The 19348-nt window shown below is 42.0% G+C and carries 12 protein-coding genes; 6 read left to right on the forward strand and 6 right to left on the reverse strand.

From position 1 onward, the window contains the following. Positions 1-32 precede the first annotated feature (32 nt). From nusB to H6571_02795, 5 genes are all read left to right on the forward strand, one after another. Positions 33-938, forward strand: a complete 906-nt coding sequence (gene nusB / locus H6571_02775) for a transcription antitermination factor NusB (protein ID MCB9322640.1) — start codon at positions 33-35, stop codon at positions 936-938. 270 nt (positions 939-1208) lie between these two features. Beyond that, positions 1209-2645 carry an OmpA family protein gene (locus H6571_02780; GenBank protein MCB9322641.1) on the forward strand — a complete coding sequence of 479 codons (1437 nt, stop codon included), beginning with the start codon at positions 1209-1211 and terminating at the stop codon, positions 2643-2645. Positions 2646-2773: 128 nt separating this feature from the next. Beyond that, positions 2774-4315: a glutamine-hydrolyzing GMP synthase gene (guaA, locus tag H6571_02785; protein ID MCB9322642.1), complete on the forward strand. Its 1542-nt coding sequence runs from the start codon at positions 2774-2776 to the stop codon at positions 4313-4315. Beyond that, positions 4272-5744, forward strand: coding sequence for an amino acid ABC transporter substrate-binding protein (locus H6571_02790; GenBank protein MCB9322643.1), 1473 nt, complete (start codon positions 4272-4274; stop codon positions 5742-5744). The genes guaA and H6571_02790 overlap by 44 nt, the downstream gene beginning before the upstream one ends. A gap of 35 nt (positions 5745-5779) precedes the next feature. Continuing rightward, the gene (locus H6571_02795) at positions 5780-7168 is read left to right on the forward strand and encodes a dipeptidase (protein MCB9322644.1); all 1389 of its coding nucleotides are present in this window, start codon (positions 5780-5782) and stop codon (positions 7166-7168) included. Positions 7169-7817: 649 nt separating this feature from the next. Here the strand turns inward: H6571_02795 and H6571_02800 are convergent. Next, positions 7818-10310 carry a T9SS type A sorting domain-containing protein gene (locus H6571_02800; GenBank protein MCB9322645.1) on the reverse strand — a complete coding sequence of 831 codons (2493 nt, stop codon included), beginning with the start codon at positions 10308-10310 and terminating at the stop codon, positions 7818-7820. A gap of 266 nt (positions 10311-10576) precedes the next feature. Between H6571_02800 and H6571_02805 the strand changes: the two genes are divergently transcribed. After that, positions 10577-12001: a hypothetical protein gene (locus H6571_02805; protein MCB9322646.1), complete on the forward strand. Its 1425-nt coding sequence runs from the start codon at positions 10577-10579 to the stop codon at positions 11999-12001. 15 nt (positions 12002-12016) lie between these two features. On the opposite strand, the gene H6571_02810 is transcribed toward H6571_02805, so the two are convergent. From H6571_02810 to H6571_02830, 5 genes are all read right to left on the reverse strand, one after another. Beyond that, positions 12017-12751 carry a hypothetical protein gene (locus H6571_02810; protein ID MCB9322647.1) on the reverse strand — a complete coding sequence of 245 codons (735 nt, stop codon included), beginning with the start codon at positions 12749-12751 and terminating at the stop codon, positions 12017-12019. Positions 12752-12784: 33 nt separating this feature from the next. Continuing rightward, positions 12785-14107: a T9SS type A sorting domain-containing protein gene (locus H6571_02815; protein MCB9322648.1), complete on the reverse strand. Its 1323-nt coding sequence runs from the start codon at positions 14105-14107 to the stop codon at positions 12785-12787. Beyond that, complete coding sequence (locus tag H6571_02820) at positions 14104-15105, reverse strand: OmpA family protein (protein MCB9322649.1); 1002 nt, start codon at positions 15103-15105, stop codon at positions 14104-14106. Before H6571_02820 ends, H6571_02815 begins: the two co-directional genes overlap by 4 nt. Before the next feature lie 133 nt (positions 15106-15238). Next, positions 15239-18691, reverse strand: coding sequence for a pyruvate carboxylase (locus tag H6571_02825; protein ID MCB9322650.1), 3453 nt, complete (start codon positions 18689-18691; stop codon positions 15239-15241). A gap of 100 nt (positions 18692-18791) precedes the next feature. Then, the gene (locus H6571_02830) at positions 18792-19256 is read right to left on the reverse strand and encodes a sporulation protein (GenBank protein MCB9322651.1); all 465 of its coding nucleotides are present in this window, start codon (positions 19254-19256) and stop codon (positions 18792-18794) included. Positions 19257-19348: the final 92 nt, after the last annotated feature.

The following is a 19348-nucleotide window of genomic DNA, read 5'->3' on the forward strand; positions in this document are numbered from 1 at the left end:
TGCTAAGCAGAAGGAACGTCCGCATAAAAGTAATGCAGATGCTATATACCATGAGCCGTGACAAATTAGTTGATCTGGAGACTATTTTGTCACGGTATCGGGCAAGCGTACACGATACCTACGAATTGTACCTCTTCAACCTGCTGCTTTTCATGCGAACCGCTGCTTATTCAAGAATTGATGCAAAACGTAAAAAATCAAAACATCTGCCTTCTGAGGCGGACAAAAATTTTACGCCTAAACTTGCAGATAATCCACTGATGACCTCGCTGCTGCAAAACCAATCCATTTTCAGACTCTTCAGGAAATACAACCTTGAAGAAAAACTCGAAGAAGATCAGGTCAGAAGGTTTTATGCGGAATTTACAGAAAGTAAAGAACATGCAGACTTTATTGAAAAGCCTGATTCTACTGCCGAAGATTATAAGGAAGTACTCATGTCCTTGTACAAGACCTGCATAAATAATGAAACGTTCATAGAACTGGTTAGTGATCATTACCCGCTTTGGGAAGAAGATAAATCGCTGGTGGTCGGGACCATCAAAAAGACCATCAAAGCACTGCCTCTCCCGGAAAATTTTTATGAAGAATATGAACCAGGGGCTGAAACCATTGAAGAGTTCGGAAAAGTCTTGCTGATTAGCGCTGTGCAGAAAGAAGAAGCCCTCCTGGAGATCATTAGCCCGGCCCTAAAAAACTGGGATGCTGACCGCGTTGCCGTAATCGATATGATCCTTATTAAAATGGCTATCACTGAATTTATGACATTTCCCAGTATCCCGACGAAGGTAACCCTTAACGAATACGTAGAATTAGCCAAAATTTATAGTACAGACAAAAGTAAAGACTTTGTAAACGGTATACTCGACAGGTTGGTAAAACAACTCATGGAAGAAGGTAAAATTGAAAAAACAGGCAGAGGTCTGGTTGGAAATTAACCATTATTATCCCCGAAATTTCAACTATTCTTCTTTTTGCGAGTGAAAACCTGCCATGATTAGGACTCTATGTCTTATAATGCACCTATCAGGGAACTTCCCCCTTACCATCTCCTAATCATATTCCCAAGTCAAATTTATCAACCAGTCTGCAACTCCCAGGTTACTTTTGCCGTGAAAAACAGTCCAAAAATTAGTTATCGGGAAAAGTTAACCGGAAGAAGTTTCATTCCTTCCCTACGACTTTTATTAAACCAAATTTATTTAATTATGAAGAAACTAATATTTCTGTTGCTAACGATTGTATTGACCTTTCAGGTTGCTATCGCACAATATTCCGGAGCAAAAAATGGGGTAGCCTTTAGGTTAATCAACACCAATTATCATTGGCCCATAACCAAAGAATTTTCTACTTTGGATTTTGCCGGTATTGGATTGGAAATGGAATACATTCGACATCTGAATGATTATCTGAACTTTTCCGTCCCCGCCAGATTACAAAAAGGCAACATCCCGTTGGATGGCCAGGGAAGATTTCAATCGATGGCTCTTGCCAGTATGGATTTGCTTTTACAATTAAAATTGTTCAGGGAATCCAATTTGTTGTATCCTTATGTTTACACAGGGATACGTGGCATTTCGGAAGATTTAACCAGCGATATTTCTTTCGCTGCCCCAATCGGAGCCGCACTCAATCTTCGCGTATTCAAACATTCCTACATTGGGGTAAAAGCCGAATTAGGATTAGGCTTTAAAGCATTCAGAAATCATTTTCAGGTTGGTGCAGGGGTACTTGTACTATTAGGTGATGGAGAGGTTCCCATGGTGCCTAAGGCTATCAACGACAAAGACCACGACGGCATTGCAGACAGTGAAGACCTCTGTCCTGAGGTGGCCGGCCTGGCAGGCCTCAACGGCTGCCCGGATAGTGATGGTGACGGGGTTTCTGATGGAGAGGACGATTGCCCTGACATGGCGGGAATTAAAGCGTTGAAGGGTTGCCCTGACCGGGACAATGACGGGGTCCCGGATCAAAAAGACGAATGCCCGGATAAAGCAGGCCGGATCGATAATAAAGGATGTCCACTGGCTGCTGATGCAGACAGGGATGGAATTCCTGATGCGTTGGATGACTGTCCGGATCAACCGGGAGAAGCGGCCACGAACGGATGCCCGGATGCCGACAAAGATGGAATTTCCGATAGCATGGATGATTGTCCAAACAACGCCGGACCAAAAGCCACCAGGGGGTGTCCAGACACTGATAAGGATGGAGTTTTGGACAAATTAGACAAATGCCCTGAGCAGCCCGGCCCGATAGCCAATAACGGTTGCCCCGCCATAACGGAAGAAGATAAAGCAACCCTTGAATACGCGGTGCAGGCGGTTCAGTTTGAAACAGCCTCTGCAAATTTAAAACCCGAATCTTACGTTATTCTCGATAAGATTGCCGACATCATGAAACGCAACACTGCTCATAAACTCAATATCAGTGGCCATACCGATAGTGTGGGAAGCAGCGAGGACAATCAAAGATTATCAGAAAAACGGGCAAAAGCTTGTGCTGATTACCTGGTTTCCAAAGGCATCAAAGACTATCGCATCTTTCACAAAGGATATGGAGAAACCGTTCCCATTGCCGACAACAGATATAAAGAAGGTCGGGACAAGAATCGTCGGGTAGAGTTCAATTTGTTTATTGAATAATAACCTTTAGGATACTTTTCAGTACAAGGCTTCCAACAAACTAAAAAAAATGAGAAATGGAGTACAGCCTGTTTTGCAAAATTGCAAAATAGGCTGTATGCTTTAATTTTTAAATGTATATTTGCGGAATGGAAGAAAAGGTAATCATACTCGACTCCGGGTCGCAATATACACAGCTAATAGCCCGGCGTGTGCGTGAATTAGGCATTTATTGTGAAATTACGCCATTCAATAAAATTCCAGAGGCAGATCCAGGGATTAAGGCTTTTATTTTATCCGGAAGTCCATTTTCGGTTAAAGATGAAAATGCCCTGCAGATAGATCTGGAAAAGTTTATCGGTAAAGTTCCGGTATTGGGAATATGTTATGGAGCACAATTTATCGCAAACTACTACGGGGGCTCCGTTGAAAAATCAGACAAAAGAGAATACGGAAAAGCCTCCCTTTCCCTGATTCATCCTGAAGATGATATTTTCCATAATATACCAGAGGAATCACAAATATGGATGTCACACGGGGATACCATTTCCCGGATTCCTGAAGGTTTTCAATTACTGGCGGGAACAAATAGCATTTCTACAGCAGCTTTTAAAGCCCCGGAAGGGACATTTGGATCTCCCGTATATTGTTTACAATTCCATCCCGAGGTAGCTCATAGTCTTGACGGCTTGCTGCTCCTGGGAAATTTTCTTAAGAGAATTGTTGGCATGAAAGGCGATTGGACCCCGGCTCACTTTGCAGAGCATTCTGTTGCGGAACTAAGGCACCAAATTGGCCATGAGCATGTGTTGCTCGGCTTATCCGGAGGCGTGGACTCTTCCGTCGCGGCTATGTTGTTAAAACGAGCTATTGGCGATCAACTCACCTGCTTTTTTATCGACAATGGTCTGTTGCGCAAAAATGAATTTGAAGAAGTCCTGGCTTCTTATAACAACCTCGGTCTTAACGTGGTTGGGATCGATGCCAAGCAACATTTTTATGATGCCCTCAAAGGCATTTCCGACCCCGAGTTAAAGCGTAAAGCCATAGGAAGAGTATTCATAGAGGTTTTTGAACGGGAAGCCGCCAAACTGCCCAAAATAAAATGGCTCGCCCAAGGCACCATATATCCCGACGTCATAGAATCCGTCTCCGTTCATGGCCCCTCAGTAACCATAAAGTCGCACCATAATGTTGGAGGTCTGCCGGATTTATTGAAATTAAAAATTGTCGAGCCCTTAAGAATGCTTTTCAAGGATGAAGTTCGTAAATTAGGAAAAGAAATTGAAGTGCCGGCCACCATTTTACACCGGCATCCTTACCCGGGTCCGGGCTTGGGAATCAGGATTATTGGTGATATAACCCCTGAAAAGGTGGCCTTACTGCAGGAAGCTGATCATATTTTTATTGAAAATCTTAAAAAATTCGATATTTACGATGAGGTTTGGCAGGCAGGCACTATTTTACTTCCTGTTCAATCTGTGGGAGTCATGGGCGATGAACGAACTTATGAAAAAACGGTAGCGCTGAGAGCTGTTTCATCCTCCGACGGGATGACCGCTGAATGGAGCCGGCTGCCCTATGAATTACTGGCCACTGTTTCAACTGAAATTATCAATAATGTAAAAGGCATAAATAGAGTTGTTTATGATATTAGCACAAAACCTCCTGCGACAATTGAGTGGGAATAAATCTTTACTGTTATTTTTAACCGGTCTGATATTTTTTTCCTCATGTGAAATTTTCAAACCGCTGAATAAAGACAAAGATAAAACGCCTGCAAGTGATACCCTTGAGCCCATCTCCGGTAAAAAAGTATACGACCCGGAAACAGGCACTTATGTTGAAGTGAAAGAATTTCCCGTAGGTGATCTGGATACGGTCATATGGAAGGACTTTCCTAAAATTAAATACCCGCCCATCACTTCTGATGGTGCCATTGAGTCTGGAATCAATCCGACGAATGTTATAAATGTAAATGAAATTGGATCAGAGAAGCTTTCATCTTACAATGTCAGTCTGATTCTGCCGTTTCTCACAAACGAATTCAATGCGAGTGAGGATGCGATTAATAGCAACTCACTTTGGGCTATTAACTATTATGCCGGCTCCAAAATGGCAATGGACGTACTCAGCGAGGAAGGTGTGCGCCTAAACGTTTCTGTGATGGACTCCAAAGCATCCGCTTCAACCATTTCTTCTTTAATCAGGTCAAATCCAGATCTCAAAAATGCCAACCTCATTATTGGTCCTTATCGAAGGGACAACATCGTACAGGTGGCAGAATTTGCGGAAAATAATGAGATTGCATTTGTTTCACCCCATAGTGCTGCTTCAGGACTGACCAAGGCCAACCCGGAATATATACAGGTCAACCCAACCCTGGAGACCCATTGTGAGGCGATAATGAAACATGCATTGAAACACTACCGTCCGGAGCAAATCATCCTTGTAAGCAAAGATGTTGAGGCGGAACGTTCACGCCTGAAATATTTTTATGAGGAATATATTTTTGAAAAGGGCGTGAAAGATACGATCATGCTCCAGGAATTGATCATAAAAGATGAAACGGCCGGCCTGGAAGATTTTCAACTCATGCCATTCATTAACCTTGAAGACACCACTGTATTCATCATACCCAGCTGGTCAGAATCGTTTATCTATTCTCTTTTAAGAAAGATCGATGTTTCCAAATCAGAATACAACCATATTGTAGTTTATGGAATGCCTCAATGGATGCAGTTTGAAAAAATTGACTACAGTTATTATGAAAAATTGAATGTACACGTTACGGCTAGCTCTTTCATCAACCCCCAATCCAAGGATATTGCCGCATTCAAACAACAATTCTTCGATCGGTTTGGAACCATCCCTACCCTTGAAGCTTACCTGGGCTACGACAATCTGATATATTTTGGTAGAATGCTGAACCAATACGGTACCAAATTTCAATACTATATGGATAAAGAGAAACAGCCGACCCTGCTGACAAGGTATGAATTTGAGCCTATTATATATTCAGATCCCACTACCCGTGAGCTCAGCCCGATACAGCGATTTGAAAACAAATATGTTCATATTCTGAAATTTGAAGATTTTCAGTTCCAGGTAACAGATTAATCTTTATTCAATTTCCCTAACCAGATTATTCAACCATGCAAGAAGTACAAAAGTATATCGAACAACACAAAAATCGTTTTTTAGAAGAATTACTTGAATTGCTCAAGATACCTTCAGTAAGCGCAAATGTTGAATTTAAAGGAGATATCTTAAAAACAGCCCAATACGTTGCTTCAAGCCTCATCCAGGCAGGTGTTGACAACGTGGAAATATGTTCAACCGCCGGCAACCCAATAGTTTACGGAGATAAAATAATCGATGCTTCCTATCCTACGGTTCTGGTTTACGGGCATTACGACGTTCAACCGCCGGATCCCATTGAACTTTGGGAGTCAGGCCCTTTTGAACCGGTAATTAAAAAAACGGAAATACATCCCGACGGAGCCATTTTTGCAAGAGGCTCCTGTGATGACAAAGGACAATTATACATGCACGTCAAAGCCATTGAGGCGATGCTTGCCACCCATTCCCTACCCTGCAATGTAAAATTCATGATTGAAGGGGAAGAGGAAGTAGGTTCCATAAACCTGGGTATTTTCTGTAAAGAGAATACAAGTAAACTGGCGTGCGATGTCATTTTAATTTCAGACACCTCTATCATTGCCAATGATACGCCCTCCATTACCACTGCTCTTCGTGGGTTAAGTTATGTTGAAGTGGAAGTGACAGGGCCTAATCGTGACCTGCACTCCGGCGTTTATGGAGGAGGAGTTGCCAATCCGATCAATGTTCTGTGTGATATGATCGCCTCCCTCCATGATGAAAACGGCCATATCACCGTTAAAGGGTTTTACGATGATGTAGATGAAATAAGTTTGGAGGAGCGTAAAAAAATGGCAGAAGCTCCTTTCAATGAAGAAGACTATAAAAAATCTCTCGGGATTGATGCCGTTCAGGGCGAAAAAGGATATTCAACGGACGAAAGGGTTTCCATCCGTCCTACTTTGGATGTAAATGGCATCTGGGGGGGATATACCGGTGAAGGCGCTAAAACTGTTCTTCCTTCCAAAGCGTATGCCAAGATCAGCATGCGATTGGTTCCTCACCAGAACTCAGAGAACATTACAAGACTTTTCACAGAACACTTCAAAAGTATCGCACCGCCCTCAGTGAAAGTAGTGGTGACCCCACTTCATGGTGGAGCTCCTGCTGTTACACCTACTGACACTCCTGAGTATGAGGCCGCTCATTTAGCGATGAAAGAGACTTTCGGAAAAGACCCCATCCCAAAGCGGGAAGGCGGAAGTATTCCTATTGTAGCGCTCTTCGAGGAGGTGTTACATGCAAAATCAGTACTGATGGGCTTTGGACTGAACTCTGATGCCATCCACTCTCCCAACGAGCATTTTGGATTGTTCAATTTTTATAAAGGCATTGAAACCATTCCTTATTTTTATAAATTCTATGCTGAGCTCAAAAAATAGGTTTTAGATAAACCATTAAACAGAATAAACATGAGTTCATCCCGAATTTTGCCGACCGGCAAAGTTCGGGATTTTTTTCAATAAATTGATTGTCAGATAATTATTACTTTTTATGGTTTTTTAAATTTGAAACAGGTTACATTCAACTCTTTCAGAGTTGGTTTTTGTCCCTTTTTTGGCAGTATTTCATACTGCGTTATTGATATTTTTCCCCATGCGGGGATAAATTTAATCTTCTTTTTAAAAATTAACTCTATTCTTAATCCATTTCCCGAAGGGAATTAACCTGCCTGCCTGCCGGTATTAATGGCAATGGATGTAATCCATTGGAAATCAAACAAAAACAATCTCAACTCTACCTGGGGCGTCGCCGGAAGACAGGTCTGAAGGAGTTGATTATATTGCAGATAAATATTGTTAATATATTTTCAGCATCCATTTGAATTAAAAAATTCGGGATGACTCATGTTTTTTTATAAAAAAAGCCGTACTTCTTCAGTACGGCTTTACATGAAATAATTCCACGAATATGAATAAAGCAATGAATGTCTAATTTACCTACAGATTGAGAATCGATGGTTTTAAAATAACGATTTCAGAAATCTGTTTAGTCTCTTGCCAGAGTATATTTTTTATCTAATCTTTCGATTTACTCAATTACTTCAAATTTCTTACTGATCACCCCTTCGGCGGTATAAACACTGACGAAGTACATACCACTTTGCCATTTACTCACATCAATCTGAGTCCTGTTATCTCCTTCCAGATTACCTGCATTATAAACTGTTTGGCCGGTAAGGTTACGAACCACTACATTTTCAAAACCCTGAGCTCCATTGAGATGCACATTGAGGTAGTTGCTGGCAGGATTAGGAGACAACTTTAACAAATCGGGATTAAGCTTGTCAAAATCTTTATCCTGCTCAAAAACGATATGGATGGTTGCTCCTCCCATTTTCATGCCAAAAGTTTGTCCTGCACTGTTCATTACAGTTGATACTCCTCCTCCGACCCGGGATTGAACCGGCTCCTCACCTATTCGGAAACCTGCGAGGTCATCCACTACCACAAGACTAACTTTACCGATAGGACCATGTCCACTAGCCGACAGACCGCTGGTACGAGTAAAGGCCCCTTCGAATTTTCCATCGAGGTCGTTGTGAGTCATGTAAAGAATAGGAGAATTATAAGAAAGCCAGCTGGAATTCTGAAACTCCATTTTAACACTTTCCGGCACAAAGAATAGTGGATTATATTCAAAAGGAACTGTAAATCCATAAATATCAATAGCAGGATCGGCTGTACTTCCCAAAATCATATCCAATTCAACCAAATCACCGGGGGATACAAAAACATCTCCCTGTAAAAGGATTTCATCTTCATAAAATGGCATTATGTTAGGCACTAATGCGTGTGTCCTGCCATAATATTGATTGATCGCCAATGTATCCAGTGCAGTGACTATAGAATCTCCATCAGCATCGATATGCTTGAGATCAACGAGCTCCGTATTAAATGGCCCGTTCCAGTCTGATCCATATTCACCATACCAGTAACCCGTTTGGCTAACGTCTCTTGAAGATCCGATTTCCCCCATACTTAAGCCAATAGGCAACAAATCCTGAAGATTTACGGTTCCGTCAAAGTTGGTATCGCCACGCCAAACACAATCGTCAAAACACATAGGCTCATTTCCAGATCCTACATTGAGGATTTCCATTTCAATTTTAACGGATTTTTCTACAGCACAATTCCCCTCAAGGTCAAGTGCGCAATAACTGATCTCAAATTCATCCTCTCCATCCGTTACATCCTCATTAGGAATGTAAATTAAAAGGTTATACCCTGAAATTAATTTATCATAAATCAGGGTATCTACCTGACCGGGAAGAAAAATAACTTCACCAAGGTCTCCCTGATCAATTATAGCAAAGCTATAAGCTGTAACAGGAAGGTCATAACCAATGAGCAACGGGGTGCGCTTAGGTGTTGACATGAAGAATTTATCTGCAGAAGGCTCAAAATTGCTCACATGTATATAAACGCGTGCCGTTTCAGCAGGGCTTCCGCATGTTGCTCCGGAATGGCCGGTATAATCAAACCAATCCACTCCCTGGAAACCGGCAGGAGGAATATATAATATCTGTCCATTAGGGATGTTAGGCGAATTACCAGTGTAAACCAATGATCCGAAATGAGGCGTTCCTATTCCAATACATCCGGTCGATTGTCCGTATAGATCATTATCTAAAATATTCAATTCAAGAGGCTCAACGGATGTCGTGAAAAATTCATCGTTGAACAGGAAAACATTTTCAACCACATCAAGCACTTCAATCATCACAGTGGTCTGAGCTCCATCATGCTCGAAATACAAATAATCCATTCCCGAAAAGTCAACATCAGGAATGTAAACCGGGGTATCGTCCGAGTTATCAAAAATACCATTTTGCGGCCAGCCTGGAAGGAGCGTATAACTTTGAGGAACCAGCACCACTTGTTCGAGGTTCTTTTTCGTAAAGATTCTCAAGGTATCGTTCTCACTTACTAAAGGCATCACCGTCACACTGACGGTACCGTTATCACAAGTTCCTGCTCCATCGCAAACCACATAATTTAAATGGGTAAGTCCTGAAAATCCGGGATTAGGATGAAAAGTGACTGTCGAAGCCCCTGGTTCAAATTCGGCCCAACCGTTGTTTACCGCCGGAATAGCCGAAAGAATAAATACATCGTTACTGCTGAAATCATTGGCGAGTACCTCTATAGTCACTGGGCTGCCCGCCGTTGTGCTGGAATAGTCTCTGAAAGCGATTACTTTCGCCGGAAGAACATCAACATGAACCTTGAGTATTTTGAGTGTACCACTGAAGTAGTACAATTCAAAATTATCCGGTCCGTAATAATCTTCATTAGGAGTGTACGTTACATCCCATTGAAAAGATCCCAGATTGGTTAGTTGAACTTGTCCATGCAACGGAACTGTATGAACAGATGCCGGTCCTGGACTTGAGGAGAATTGATGTTCAACACTTGTGTTCCCGTAGGTCTCCAGATTCAGGGTGACTATCGATTGTCCAAATAGGACAACCCCCGAAAAAAGGAACACGAATGTCAAAAAATTTCGTAAAGTTACATTCATGGATCGTGGATTTTCTACAAAGCGTTTTTGGATTATAATTTGTTACTGTCTGAATTTAATTCAAACGATACATTCATTGCGTAGCCAATTTGATCATTTGTGAAAAAAAATCAAACACAAAAAATCAAACTAACCTTTTAATAAGTTGAAAATCAATTACAAAAAAAATAAAAATACGTACCTTTGTGAAAAGGCAAATTCTTAATAATTTTATAACTCATATTTAAACTTACTCCACCCGGTAAAGATACAAAAATATTCCCTAAATGCGCAACACAAAACTGTATTCCGTTCTAGAATATTTTGATAAAAAAGAGCAAAGTCAGTTGAAAAAATTTTTAGAATCGGCTTATTTTAACACAAATGAGGATCTTGTGAAAATTTTTGACCTTACGATCAAGCACCTCAACGCCAACAATAATGAAAAACCTTTTGAGAAAAAAGAAGTCTGGAAAGCAGTACAGGGGAAAAAACCTTACGATGATGTTCGGTTTCGAAAATACATGTCTGACCTTTTGAAATTAATCGAATCATTTTTGGCACAAAGGATTTATGAGCAAACCCCATTGCTCCAGGCTACAACATTATTGGAGGCTGTTGAGCAAAAGGATCTTGTAAAAATTTACAATAGTGCCATGCGGACTGCAAGGCGTTTTTCGGAACAAGCCACCTACAGGGAGGCCAATTATTATTTCCATCAATACCAGATCGAACTCAATTACTATAAACTCACCGACTTCGAAAACAAACGAACCGTAGCGACCAATGAAAAAGAAATGGTCCAGAATCTGGATTATTTTTACCTGGCAGAAAAGTTGCGAATATATTGTTCAATATTGAGCCGACAGTCCATTGTAAATTCAAAAACGGATCTTCTGTTCTTCGAAGAGATCATCAGCCATATCGAAAAACACAAGTTTGACCAAATCCCGGCCATCACCATTTACTACCAGATATACCTGACCCAAACTGACATTGAAAATGAGGAACATTTTTTCAAACTAAAAGAACTGCTCAACGAACACTATGAGCTTTTTCCGCCCAGCCAGTCTTACGACATGTACACCTTCGCCATCAATTATTGCATCAGGAAATCAAATGCAGGAGCGGCGAATTTCCTTAAAGAACTCTTTTTCCTGTACAAGGAATTACTACAAAAAGACCATATCATTTCTAACATTGAATTTTCTCCCTGGCACTTCAGAAATATCGTAGCCGTTGGAACCCGACATGGGGAATATGATTGGGTCGAAAATTTCATCAATGAATTCCAACATTATCTTCCTTCAAATTTCAGGCTAAACGCTGTTACCTATAACCTGGCAACCCTTTATTTCTACCAGAAAAAATACGATCTTGTCATTGAAAAGTTAAGGGATATTGAATTCGAGGATTTTTCCTACAATCTGAACTCAAAGACAATGCTCATTGCCACCTATTACGAAACGGAGGAAACAGAACCTCTTTATTCTCTTTTTGACAGTTTCAGAGCCTACCTTCGAAGACACAGGGATCTCCCCGGTTCCAGAAGGGTTCTTTATACCAACCTTATCAAATTCACCAAAAAGCTTACAAAGCTCACCTTCCGGGATAAAAAGGAAATTCAAAAAATTAAGGAAGAAGTCGAGGCGACCAAAAACATTGCCAGCCGTAACTGGCTCCTGGAAAAAATCGCAGAGCTGGATTCCTAAACATGTTCCTCTTTTCTACCTCGGGTTGAACTGTGCGCTGATCACATAATCATCCCTGCGTATGAATTCGATCATTTCCCGGGGCGGGATGATATCCTTATTGAATTTTATTACCCAAAATTGTCCCGAAGGAAGAGCCTTGACCACGGCCATCTCCTGTTTTGCATATTTTCGCACCCAGGTGGTCGCATCCACATTGTAGATCAACTGCACAATGATCTCATCCGGTTTTACATTATCCGGTAACCCATAAGTTGGTTTTTCTTTCAATTCCCATCCATCGGCAGTCACCAGATTGTCCAACAAATTTTCTAGTTCCAAAACAGTTGATGGTCTGCCATCTTTCCCTACAATAGTCTTAATATCTCCCTCTTCGTGATACACCAATGTAACAGTCTGTAAATCAGGAACCTGACTCTTATAAAAATCCTGGAATTGCCATAAGTTCGCATCAGAAAAAGCTTTGACAATATTCTGAAACTCTCCCTTTTTGAGTACCTTAATGTACAGTCCCAGCTTATCAGTAAAGCGTTCTCCTTTATACGCCACTACCCCATTGTCATAAACTGTTAAAGTAAAAACAGGACAAGTGCCAAAACATGGCCCCTTACTCATTTCAATGACCTTGCCCAGTTCTTCCAACCGGGTATTTTTTTCAAGAACGCCACAGGAATTGAGCATTAACAAGCAAAATAAGGTCAATAAAATTACGGGGGGAGTGGAGGCGTGTAATTCTTGTTTAAAAGCCATAAGCTGGAAAAATTATTAATGTTAAATGATAAATTAATGTATCACAGCGATTTTTTCAATACCGGAATATTCGTCATCTGATATTTTGACAATATAGAGCCCATTTTTTAGATTGCCAAGGGATAAACTATTATTTCCGGTTTTCAAAAATATATTCCCGAAAATCCTTTGCCCGGAAATATCAAATATTTCAAGCGTTAAACCATTCGTTACTTCCGTAGCCAAATTAATTTGAAGCTCATCCACCACCGGGTTGGGGAAAATTTTCACCCCGGCGGGCAAAGTCAGATTTTGCGTTGCCACACTACACCCTGAAGGATTTAGCAGTGCAGAACGAGAAAGCTGGATAGAAGCCCAAACACGAAGTTTTTGTCCCTGGGTAAACATGGCCATGCAAGCATCGTCCGTATAATTCATAAAATTAAAATGCATATCCGGCGTTCCGCAGGATTGGTGAATGGAAGAGAAGCAGGTATTCTTATAGGTAAATGCCTGCTTGGGGGTATCCGCCACCCCATCATCCCCTGTACAATCGAGATTCGGAGGATCATCATCACTTTCGCCCCAAAGGTGTAATAAATTAAAAAAATGGCCCACCTCATGGGTCAGGGTTCGGCCCAGATGATAGGGTTCCTGGAGGTTTGGTGTCCTGCCAAAGACGCCCGGAGCGATCCTTATGCCGTCTTCCTCCGGATGATTGATCTCCTGCCCCGGAAAACTTGCCTCACCAATCACTCCCCCATCAAATCCCCCTACCCAAATATTGAGATAATTATGGTAACACCAGGCATCAGCGCCACCTAAGTCTTCATGGCAAATCCTTCGCATGCCGGCTGAATATTTGGAAGCAATATTTGGAATATCTGTATGGACGTAATGGATGCCGTTCGTTGGGTTTCCGGATGGATCTATCGTCGCCAGTTTAAACTCAATTTCCATATCCGCGGCTATGTCCAGAAATAAGGGGAAAGTAACCAGATTTAAACTGGCATTCAACATCCGGTAATCCTCGTTTAATACCTCTATTTGTGATAATACCTGCTCCTCACTGATCATTTCATCGGTTTGGTTCCATACCACATGAACCACTACCTCGATGGTCTGCAACTCACGAAAAGAGATCGCTTGCCGTGATTTTTCTATCCAATCTAAGGTCCGGGTTTCCAGTTCGGCCCGATAATCCGCCACATTATTATGGCTGGCGGCCTGCACATTTAACATTTTTTGGGAAAGACAATGCTGGGCATCTCCTGATGAAATCATAAAAGAATACAGGAAGCCGGTAAAAAGAAATTTAATCAAAAAGACTGGGAAGTATTTCTCATAAGAATGCCCCAGCCGCAAATCAAAAATCATCGATTGAGTAATTTGTACAATTCACTCCAATCCGGAGAGAGGACAATCTCTGTACGATTATTTTCGGCCCTGCCACTGGTTGTGAGATTTGAGGCAACGGGGTCGTAAAAGCCACGACCTGCAGCGGTAATAGATTCCGGTGCAACACCATAAGAAGCCAGCACGTTTACCACAGCCGCTGAACGGAGCACACTAATCTCCCAGTTACGGGAGGCAATGCCGTCCGAAGCAGTATTTCCGACCACCATAATTTTAAGATCACGATTGTTCACCAAAACATCAGCAACCTGCCTCAGGGCCGTTTTGCCATTCCAGGCAACACTTTCATCCCCTTCGCTAAATAAAAGGTTTTGGCCGAGTACTATATGCAACATGCCATCTTTGGCAGTTATCTGGGCGTCCTGGGGAGCATAAGCTGAAAGTACATTGGAAAGGCTTTGGGCCACTGAAGAAATTTTGTTTTTATTATTCGTGGTAAGGTCCTCAATCTGTTTGAGTTTATAGTCCGATCCCGTGTTATTCGAAGCTACGGATTGCCCGGGGCTTCCTTCACGCATGTTCAGTTGGGCCTCCTTTTGATAAAGTTCGTATTCAAGCTTAGCCAGTTCTCTTTCCTTGGCATCAAGACGGGTCTTCATTTCCGCAACGGACTCCTGCAGCCCTATGCTTTCATAGGAGGAAGTCGCCATGACTTCATCATTTTCATATTTGAGCAGGTTCAAACGATCCAATACCTCAGCATAACTACGGTGCAAATTGATATTGGCAGCCTTCATATCTTCCATTTCACGCACCACAAGACCATAATCGTCCTGTACTTGCTTGTTTTCAACTTCCAGTTTCCTGTTTGTTTCGGCAATGGAATCTACGCCTACAGATTGGCCTTTGTAATAAGCAAGTTGATCCAGCACTTCAGCGTGTTCCGCCTGGGTTACACATCCTGTAAATAAAATACTCAGAGCAAAAAAACTGAGAACGAATAAGTGCAGTTTTTTCATCGCGGGTCATTTTTGGTTTTAATTAATATTCTATAACATGAGGCACTAATGCTAATGCCAATAAGCCATCCCTTTAAATAAATGATTAATGTAAGGCTTTTTGTTTGTATTCACAAAATTAAGCAATCTAAAATCATTCAAACTCAATAATCAGGTCATCCTGCTCTACAAGAGTTTTTTCAGATAAATGAATGCGTTTGACTATGCCGGCAAAAGTGGACGTAATTGTACTTTCCATTTTCATGGCTTCAATCGTAAATAAAGGGGTATTAATATTTACCTCATCCCCTACGTGCACCAAAATCCTGGATAAACTCCCCTGCAAAGGCGCACCAAGTTGTTTTTCTCCTGTCGCTTTCGGATGAATAATATGTTCAGTATGTATATTATTATCGCGAACCGGAATAGAGCGCATCTGGCCATTGAGTTGAAAAAATACCAACCTTTGGCCTAATTCGTCGGGTTCGGTAATATTCAGGTACTTAATGACCGTATTTTTTCCCTGACCAAGGGTAACGATGATTTCTTCGTTGGGTTTTAATCCATAAAAGAAAGCCGGAGTAGGCAGAACACTTACGCTTCCGTACTTCTGTTTGTGAGCGATAAATTCTTCAAAAACTTTTGGATAGAGTTTATAAGAAAGAAAATCCCTCATGGAAAAATCATTTCCGAATTGTTTCAGAAATTCGGGAAACTCCTTGTCGAAATCGATAGGCTCCATATGAGCGTTAGGTCTTTCAGTATAAGGTTTTTCATCCCGAAGAATGATCTTTTGGATATCTTTGGGAAAGCCTCCGTCAATCTGCCCCAGGTCACCGCGCATAAGGGCTTTTACGCTATCAGGGAATGATAGTGTATGTCCCTTCGCATATACATCTTCTTTTGACAAATTATTTGTAGTCATGAACATGGCCATATCGCCAACCACTTTGGAAGACGGAGTTACTTTGATCAAATTCCCGAATAATTCATTCGCGATCGTGTAATTTTCCTTGATGGTCTCAAATTTTTCTTCAAGTCCCAATGCCCGAGCCTGTGGCCTTAGGTTGGAATATTGTCCTCCTGGAATTTCATGGTCATAAACCTCAGCCGTTCCAGCCCTCAATTCCGTTTCAAAAGGATAATAATACCTTCTGACGGTCTCCCAATAGGTTGAGAAAGCATTTAGGGAATGTAAGTCCACTTTTTGTTCCCGTGGATGTCCCTTCATCATTCCAACAATAGAATTAAAATTAGGCTGGGAAGTCAATCCTGACATCGAACTCAAAGCCACGTCAACCACATCTACGCCGGCCTCAATTGCCCTGAGATAGGTTGCCGCCTGGATGGAAGATGTATCATGGGTATGCAGATGAATAGGGGCATCGATGACTTTCTTTAATTCCGTGATCAGCGTTTCGGCTGCCAGAGGCTTCAAAAGCCCCGCCATATCCTTTATCGAAATGATATGCGCCCCTTCGTCCTCCAGTCGTCTGGCCAGGTCAAGATAATATTGCAGGGTAAATTTGGTCAGTTCCGGATTAGTGATATCCCCGGAATAACAAATACAGGCTTCCGCGATAGAATCTGTTCGTTCCCTGACGGCCTTAATACTTGTTTTCATCGCTTCCACCCAATTGAGGGAATCAAAAATGCGGAACAGGTCGATGCCTGTCTCTGACGCCTGCTCAATGAACTTAACTACCAGGTTATCCGGATAAGCGGTGTACCCGACTGCATTAGACCCTCTCAGCAACATTTGCAAAATCACATTGGGCATGGCCTGTCTGAATAACGCCAGACGTTTCCACGGATCCTCTTTCAAAAATCTCATGGCGACATCAAAAGTGGCACCGCCCCAAACCTCCATGGAAAATATTTCGCCCCCATGATGCCGGGCAAAGCTTTCTGCAACTCTTGCCAGGTCAAAGGTTCTCATTCTTGTAGCCAGCAAGGACTGGTGAGCATCCCGGAAGGTGGTATCGGTATATTGAATTGATTTTATTGATTTAAGATGCCGGGCAAAGGCTTCAGGTCCCAGTTCCTTTAGCGTGTCCCGCATTCCCTTAGGATAAGGTAAATCAGGATCAAAGGACGGCACTACTGATCTTTGAAAAACGATTGAATCATCCTTGTGTTTAACAGTGGGATTGTCATTGACGATCACTTCTGCCAGGTAGCGCAACATTTTGGTGGAACGATCCTGCCATCCACGACCTACCTGCAATTCAGGATGATCCTTAATAAAATTAACAGTTACCTTACCGGAGCGGAATTCTTCATTTTCCAGCAAATTGAGCAAAAAGGGCATATTCGTTTTGACGCCCCGTATCCGGAATTCCCGCAGAGCGCGGTGCATCCGCTGGGAAGCACCATCCAATGTGCGCCCCCAAGCAGTCACTTTAACCAATAAACTGTCAAAGAAAGGAGAGATTTTGGCGCCCGGATAAGCACTTCCTGCATCCAATCGTATCCCCATACCAGCTGCGCTCCTATAAGCTATAAGGCTGCCGTAATCAGGCTTAAAATCATTTTCGGGATCCTCGGTGGTTATCCTGCATTGAATGGCCACCCCGCTCAAATGCAAATCATCCTGCGAATAAATACGAATGGTTGGATCCGTTAATTTGTACCCTTCAGCAATCAATATCTGGGTACGCACAATATCAATACCAGTGACCGCTTCTGTCACGGTATGCTCTACCTGTATTCTAGGATTAACCTCGATGAAAAAGATATTATTATCCGCATCGACCAGAAACTCTACGGTGCCTGCATGGGTATATCCCGCTTCGCGAGTCAGCCGGGTGGCATAATCGTACAACTTTTCCTTGACTTCCTGGGGTAAAGTGAGGCAAGGCGCCATCTCCACTACCTTCTGAAAACGACGCTGTACCGAACAATCCCTTTCGAAAAGATGCACCAGGTTTCCATGTTTGTCAGCCAGGATCTGTACCTCAATGTGTTTGGGCCGGTCAATAAATTTTTCAATAAAAATAGTATCGTTACCGAAGGCCGTTTTGGCTTCTCCTTTTGCTTCATGGAGTTCTGTGATAAATTCTTCCTCCTTTCTCACCACCCTCATTCCGCGTCCACCGCCACCCGCCACGGCCTTGATCATTACCGGAAAACCAATTCTCCGGGCTTCAGATAAGGCTGTTTCTTCATCTACCAGATCAATATGACTATCTTCAATAAGCGGAACATTAACACTCCTGGCCAGGTTCTTGGCAGCCACCTTATCCCCCACTTTGTCCATAATTGATGCAGAAGGACCAATAAAAACAATCCCTTCCTCATCGCATCGACGGGCAAAGGTGGTATTTTCACTTAAAAATCCATATCCAGGATGAATCGCATCAATTTTATTGAGTTTCGCTACCCGAAGAATCTCTTCTACATCAAGATATGGCTTTAGCGGTTCGTCCTTCGCACCGATATGATAAGCTTCATCGGCTTTATACCTGTGCTGGGAAAACCGATCCTCATACGTATAAATAGCTACGGTGGTAATATTCAACTCTGACGCGGCGCGAAGTACACGAATAGCAATCTCGCCACGGTTCGCAACGAGTAATTTTTTGAACTTTTTTATCTCTTCACTCATGGGCTTAAAGGTAAAAAAAATAGAGTGAAAGTTTCATTTAAAAATAGAAATAGAACGAAGAAAATAGATAATAAAAGTGCTTAATTACGAAATCGCAATCCTATTTTATTATAATTTCAACCTTATCAAAAGGGCTCAGGGCAACCCCTTTAACAGTAGCTTCCGCCTCTACGCGATAGGTGGATTTTGCGCCATGGGCCAGTTTGGCCAACCTGGAAATGCCCCCGTATATAAAATTCTTTTTCCCAAAGGTTTCAACTTCAGAATGAGCCACCTTAAAGGGTAATTCAAAGTCAACTTCAACCAACTCGTCAGCCGGCACCTCAAATTCAATTTGCAGTTCGAGTTTGCCCAATTCATATTCGTCGATGAGTTTGTCTTTTCCTCTCCCCCTGACATATTTCTCTATTAAAACAAAACTAATTCCCGTAACCGTCTGGGGATTCATCGATTGAAAGACCGCCTGGCCTTTAACAACCTCATCTATTTCCGCTATTTCTTCAGGCAGCATAAGCTCCATTTTCACCCCCTCGATACCAAGCCATTTTTTCATTTTATTTATCATAACATTAAAGTCTAAAGTTTAAGGACTAAATTAATAAAAGTGTTTGTAAAAAACTTTGGGTTCATTGTTGAACGTTGGGTAAGTTCTTAAGA

Source organism: Lewinellaceae bacterium, assembly GCA_020636105.1.
Classification (GTDB): domain Bacteria; phylum Bacteroidota; class Bacteroidia; order Chitinophagales; family Saprospiraceae; genus BCD1.

Coding starts and splice junctions, on each gene's coding strand:
- H6571_02790 (MCB9322643.1), top strand. CDS start 4,272: ATGATATTAGCACAAAACCTCCTGCGACAATTGAGTGGGAATAAATCT.
- H6571_02795 (MCB9322644.1), top strand. CDS start 5,780: ATGCAAGAAGTACAAAAGTATATCGAACAACACAAAAATCGTTTTTTA.
- H6571_02820 (MCB9322649.1), bottom strand. CDS start 15,105: ATGAAAAAACTGCACTTATTCGTTCTCAGTTTTTTTGCTCTGAGTATT.
- H6571_02830 (MCB9322651.1), bottom strand. CDS start 19,256: ATGATAAATAAAATGAAAAAATGGCTTGGTATCGAGGGGGTGAAAATG.
- guaA (MCB9322642.1), top strand. CDS start 2,774: ATGGAAGAAAAGGTAATCATACTCGACTCCGGGTCGCAATATACACAG.
- H6571_02780 (MCB9322641.1), top strand. CDS start 1,209: ATGAAGAAACTAATATTTCTGTTGCTAACGATTGTATTGACCTTTCAG.
- H6571_02810 (MCB9322647.1), bottom strand. CDS start 12,751: ATGGCTTTTAAACAAGAATTACACGCCTCCACTCCCCCCGTAATTTTA.
- H6571_02800 (MCB9322645.1), bottom strand. CDS start 10,310: ATGAATGTAACTTTACGAAATTTTTTGACATTCGTGTTCCTTTTTTCG.
- H6571_02825 (MCB9322650.1), bottom strand. CDS start 18,691: ATGAGTGAAGAGATAAAAAAGTTCAAAAAATTACTCGTTGCGAACCGT.
- nusB (MCB9322640.1), top strand. CDS start 33: ATGCAGATGCTATATACCATGAGCCGTGACAAATTAGTTGATCTGGAG.
- H6571_02805 (MCB9322646.1), top strand. CDS start 10,577: ATGCGCAACACAAAACTGTATTCCGTTCTAGAATATTTTGATAAAAAA.
- H6571_02815 (MCB9322648.1), bottom strand. CDS start 14,107: ATGATTTTTGATTTGCGGCTGGGGCATTCTTATGAGAAATACTTCCCA.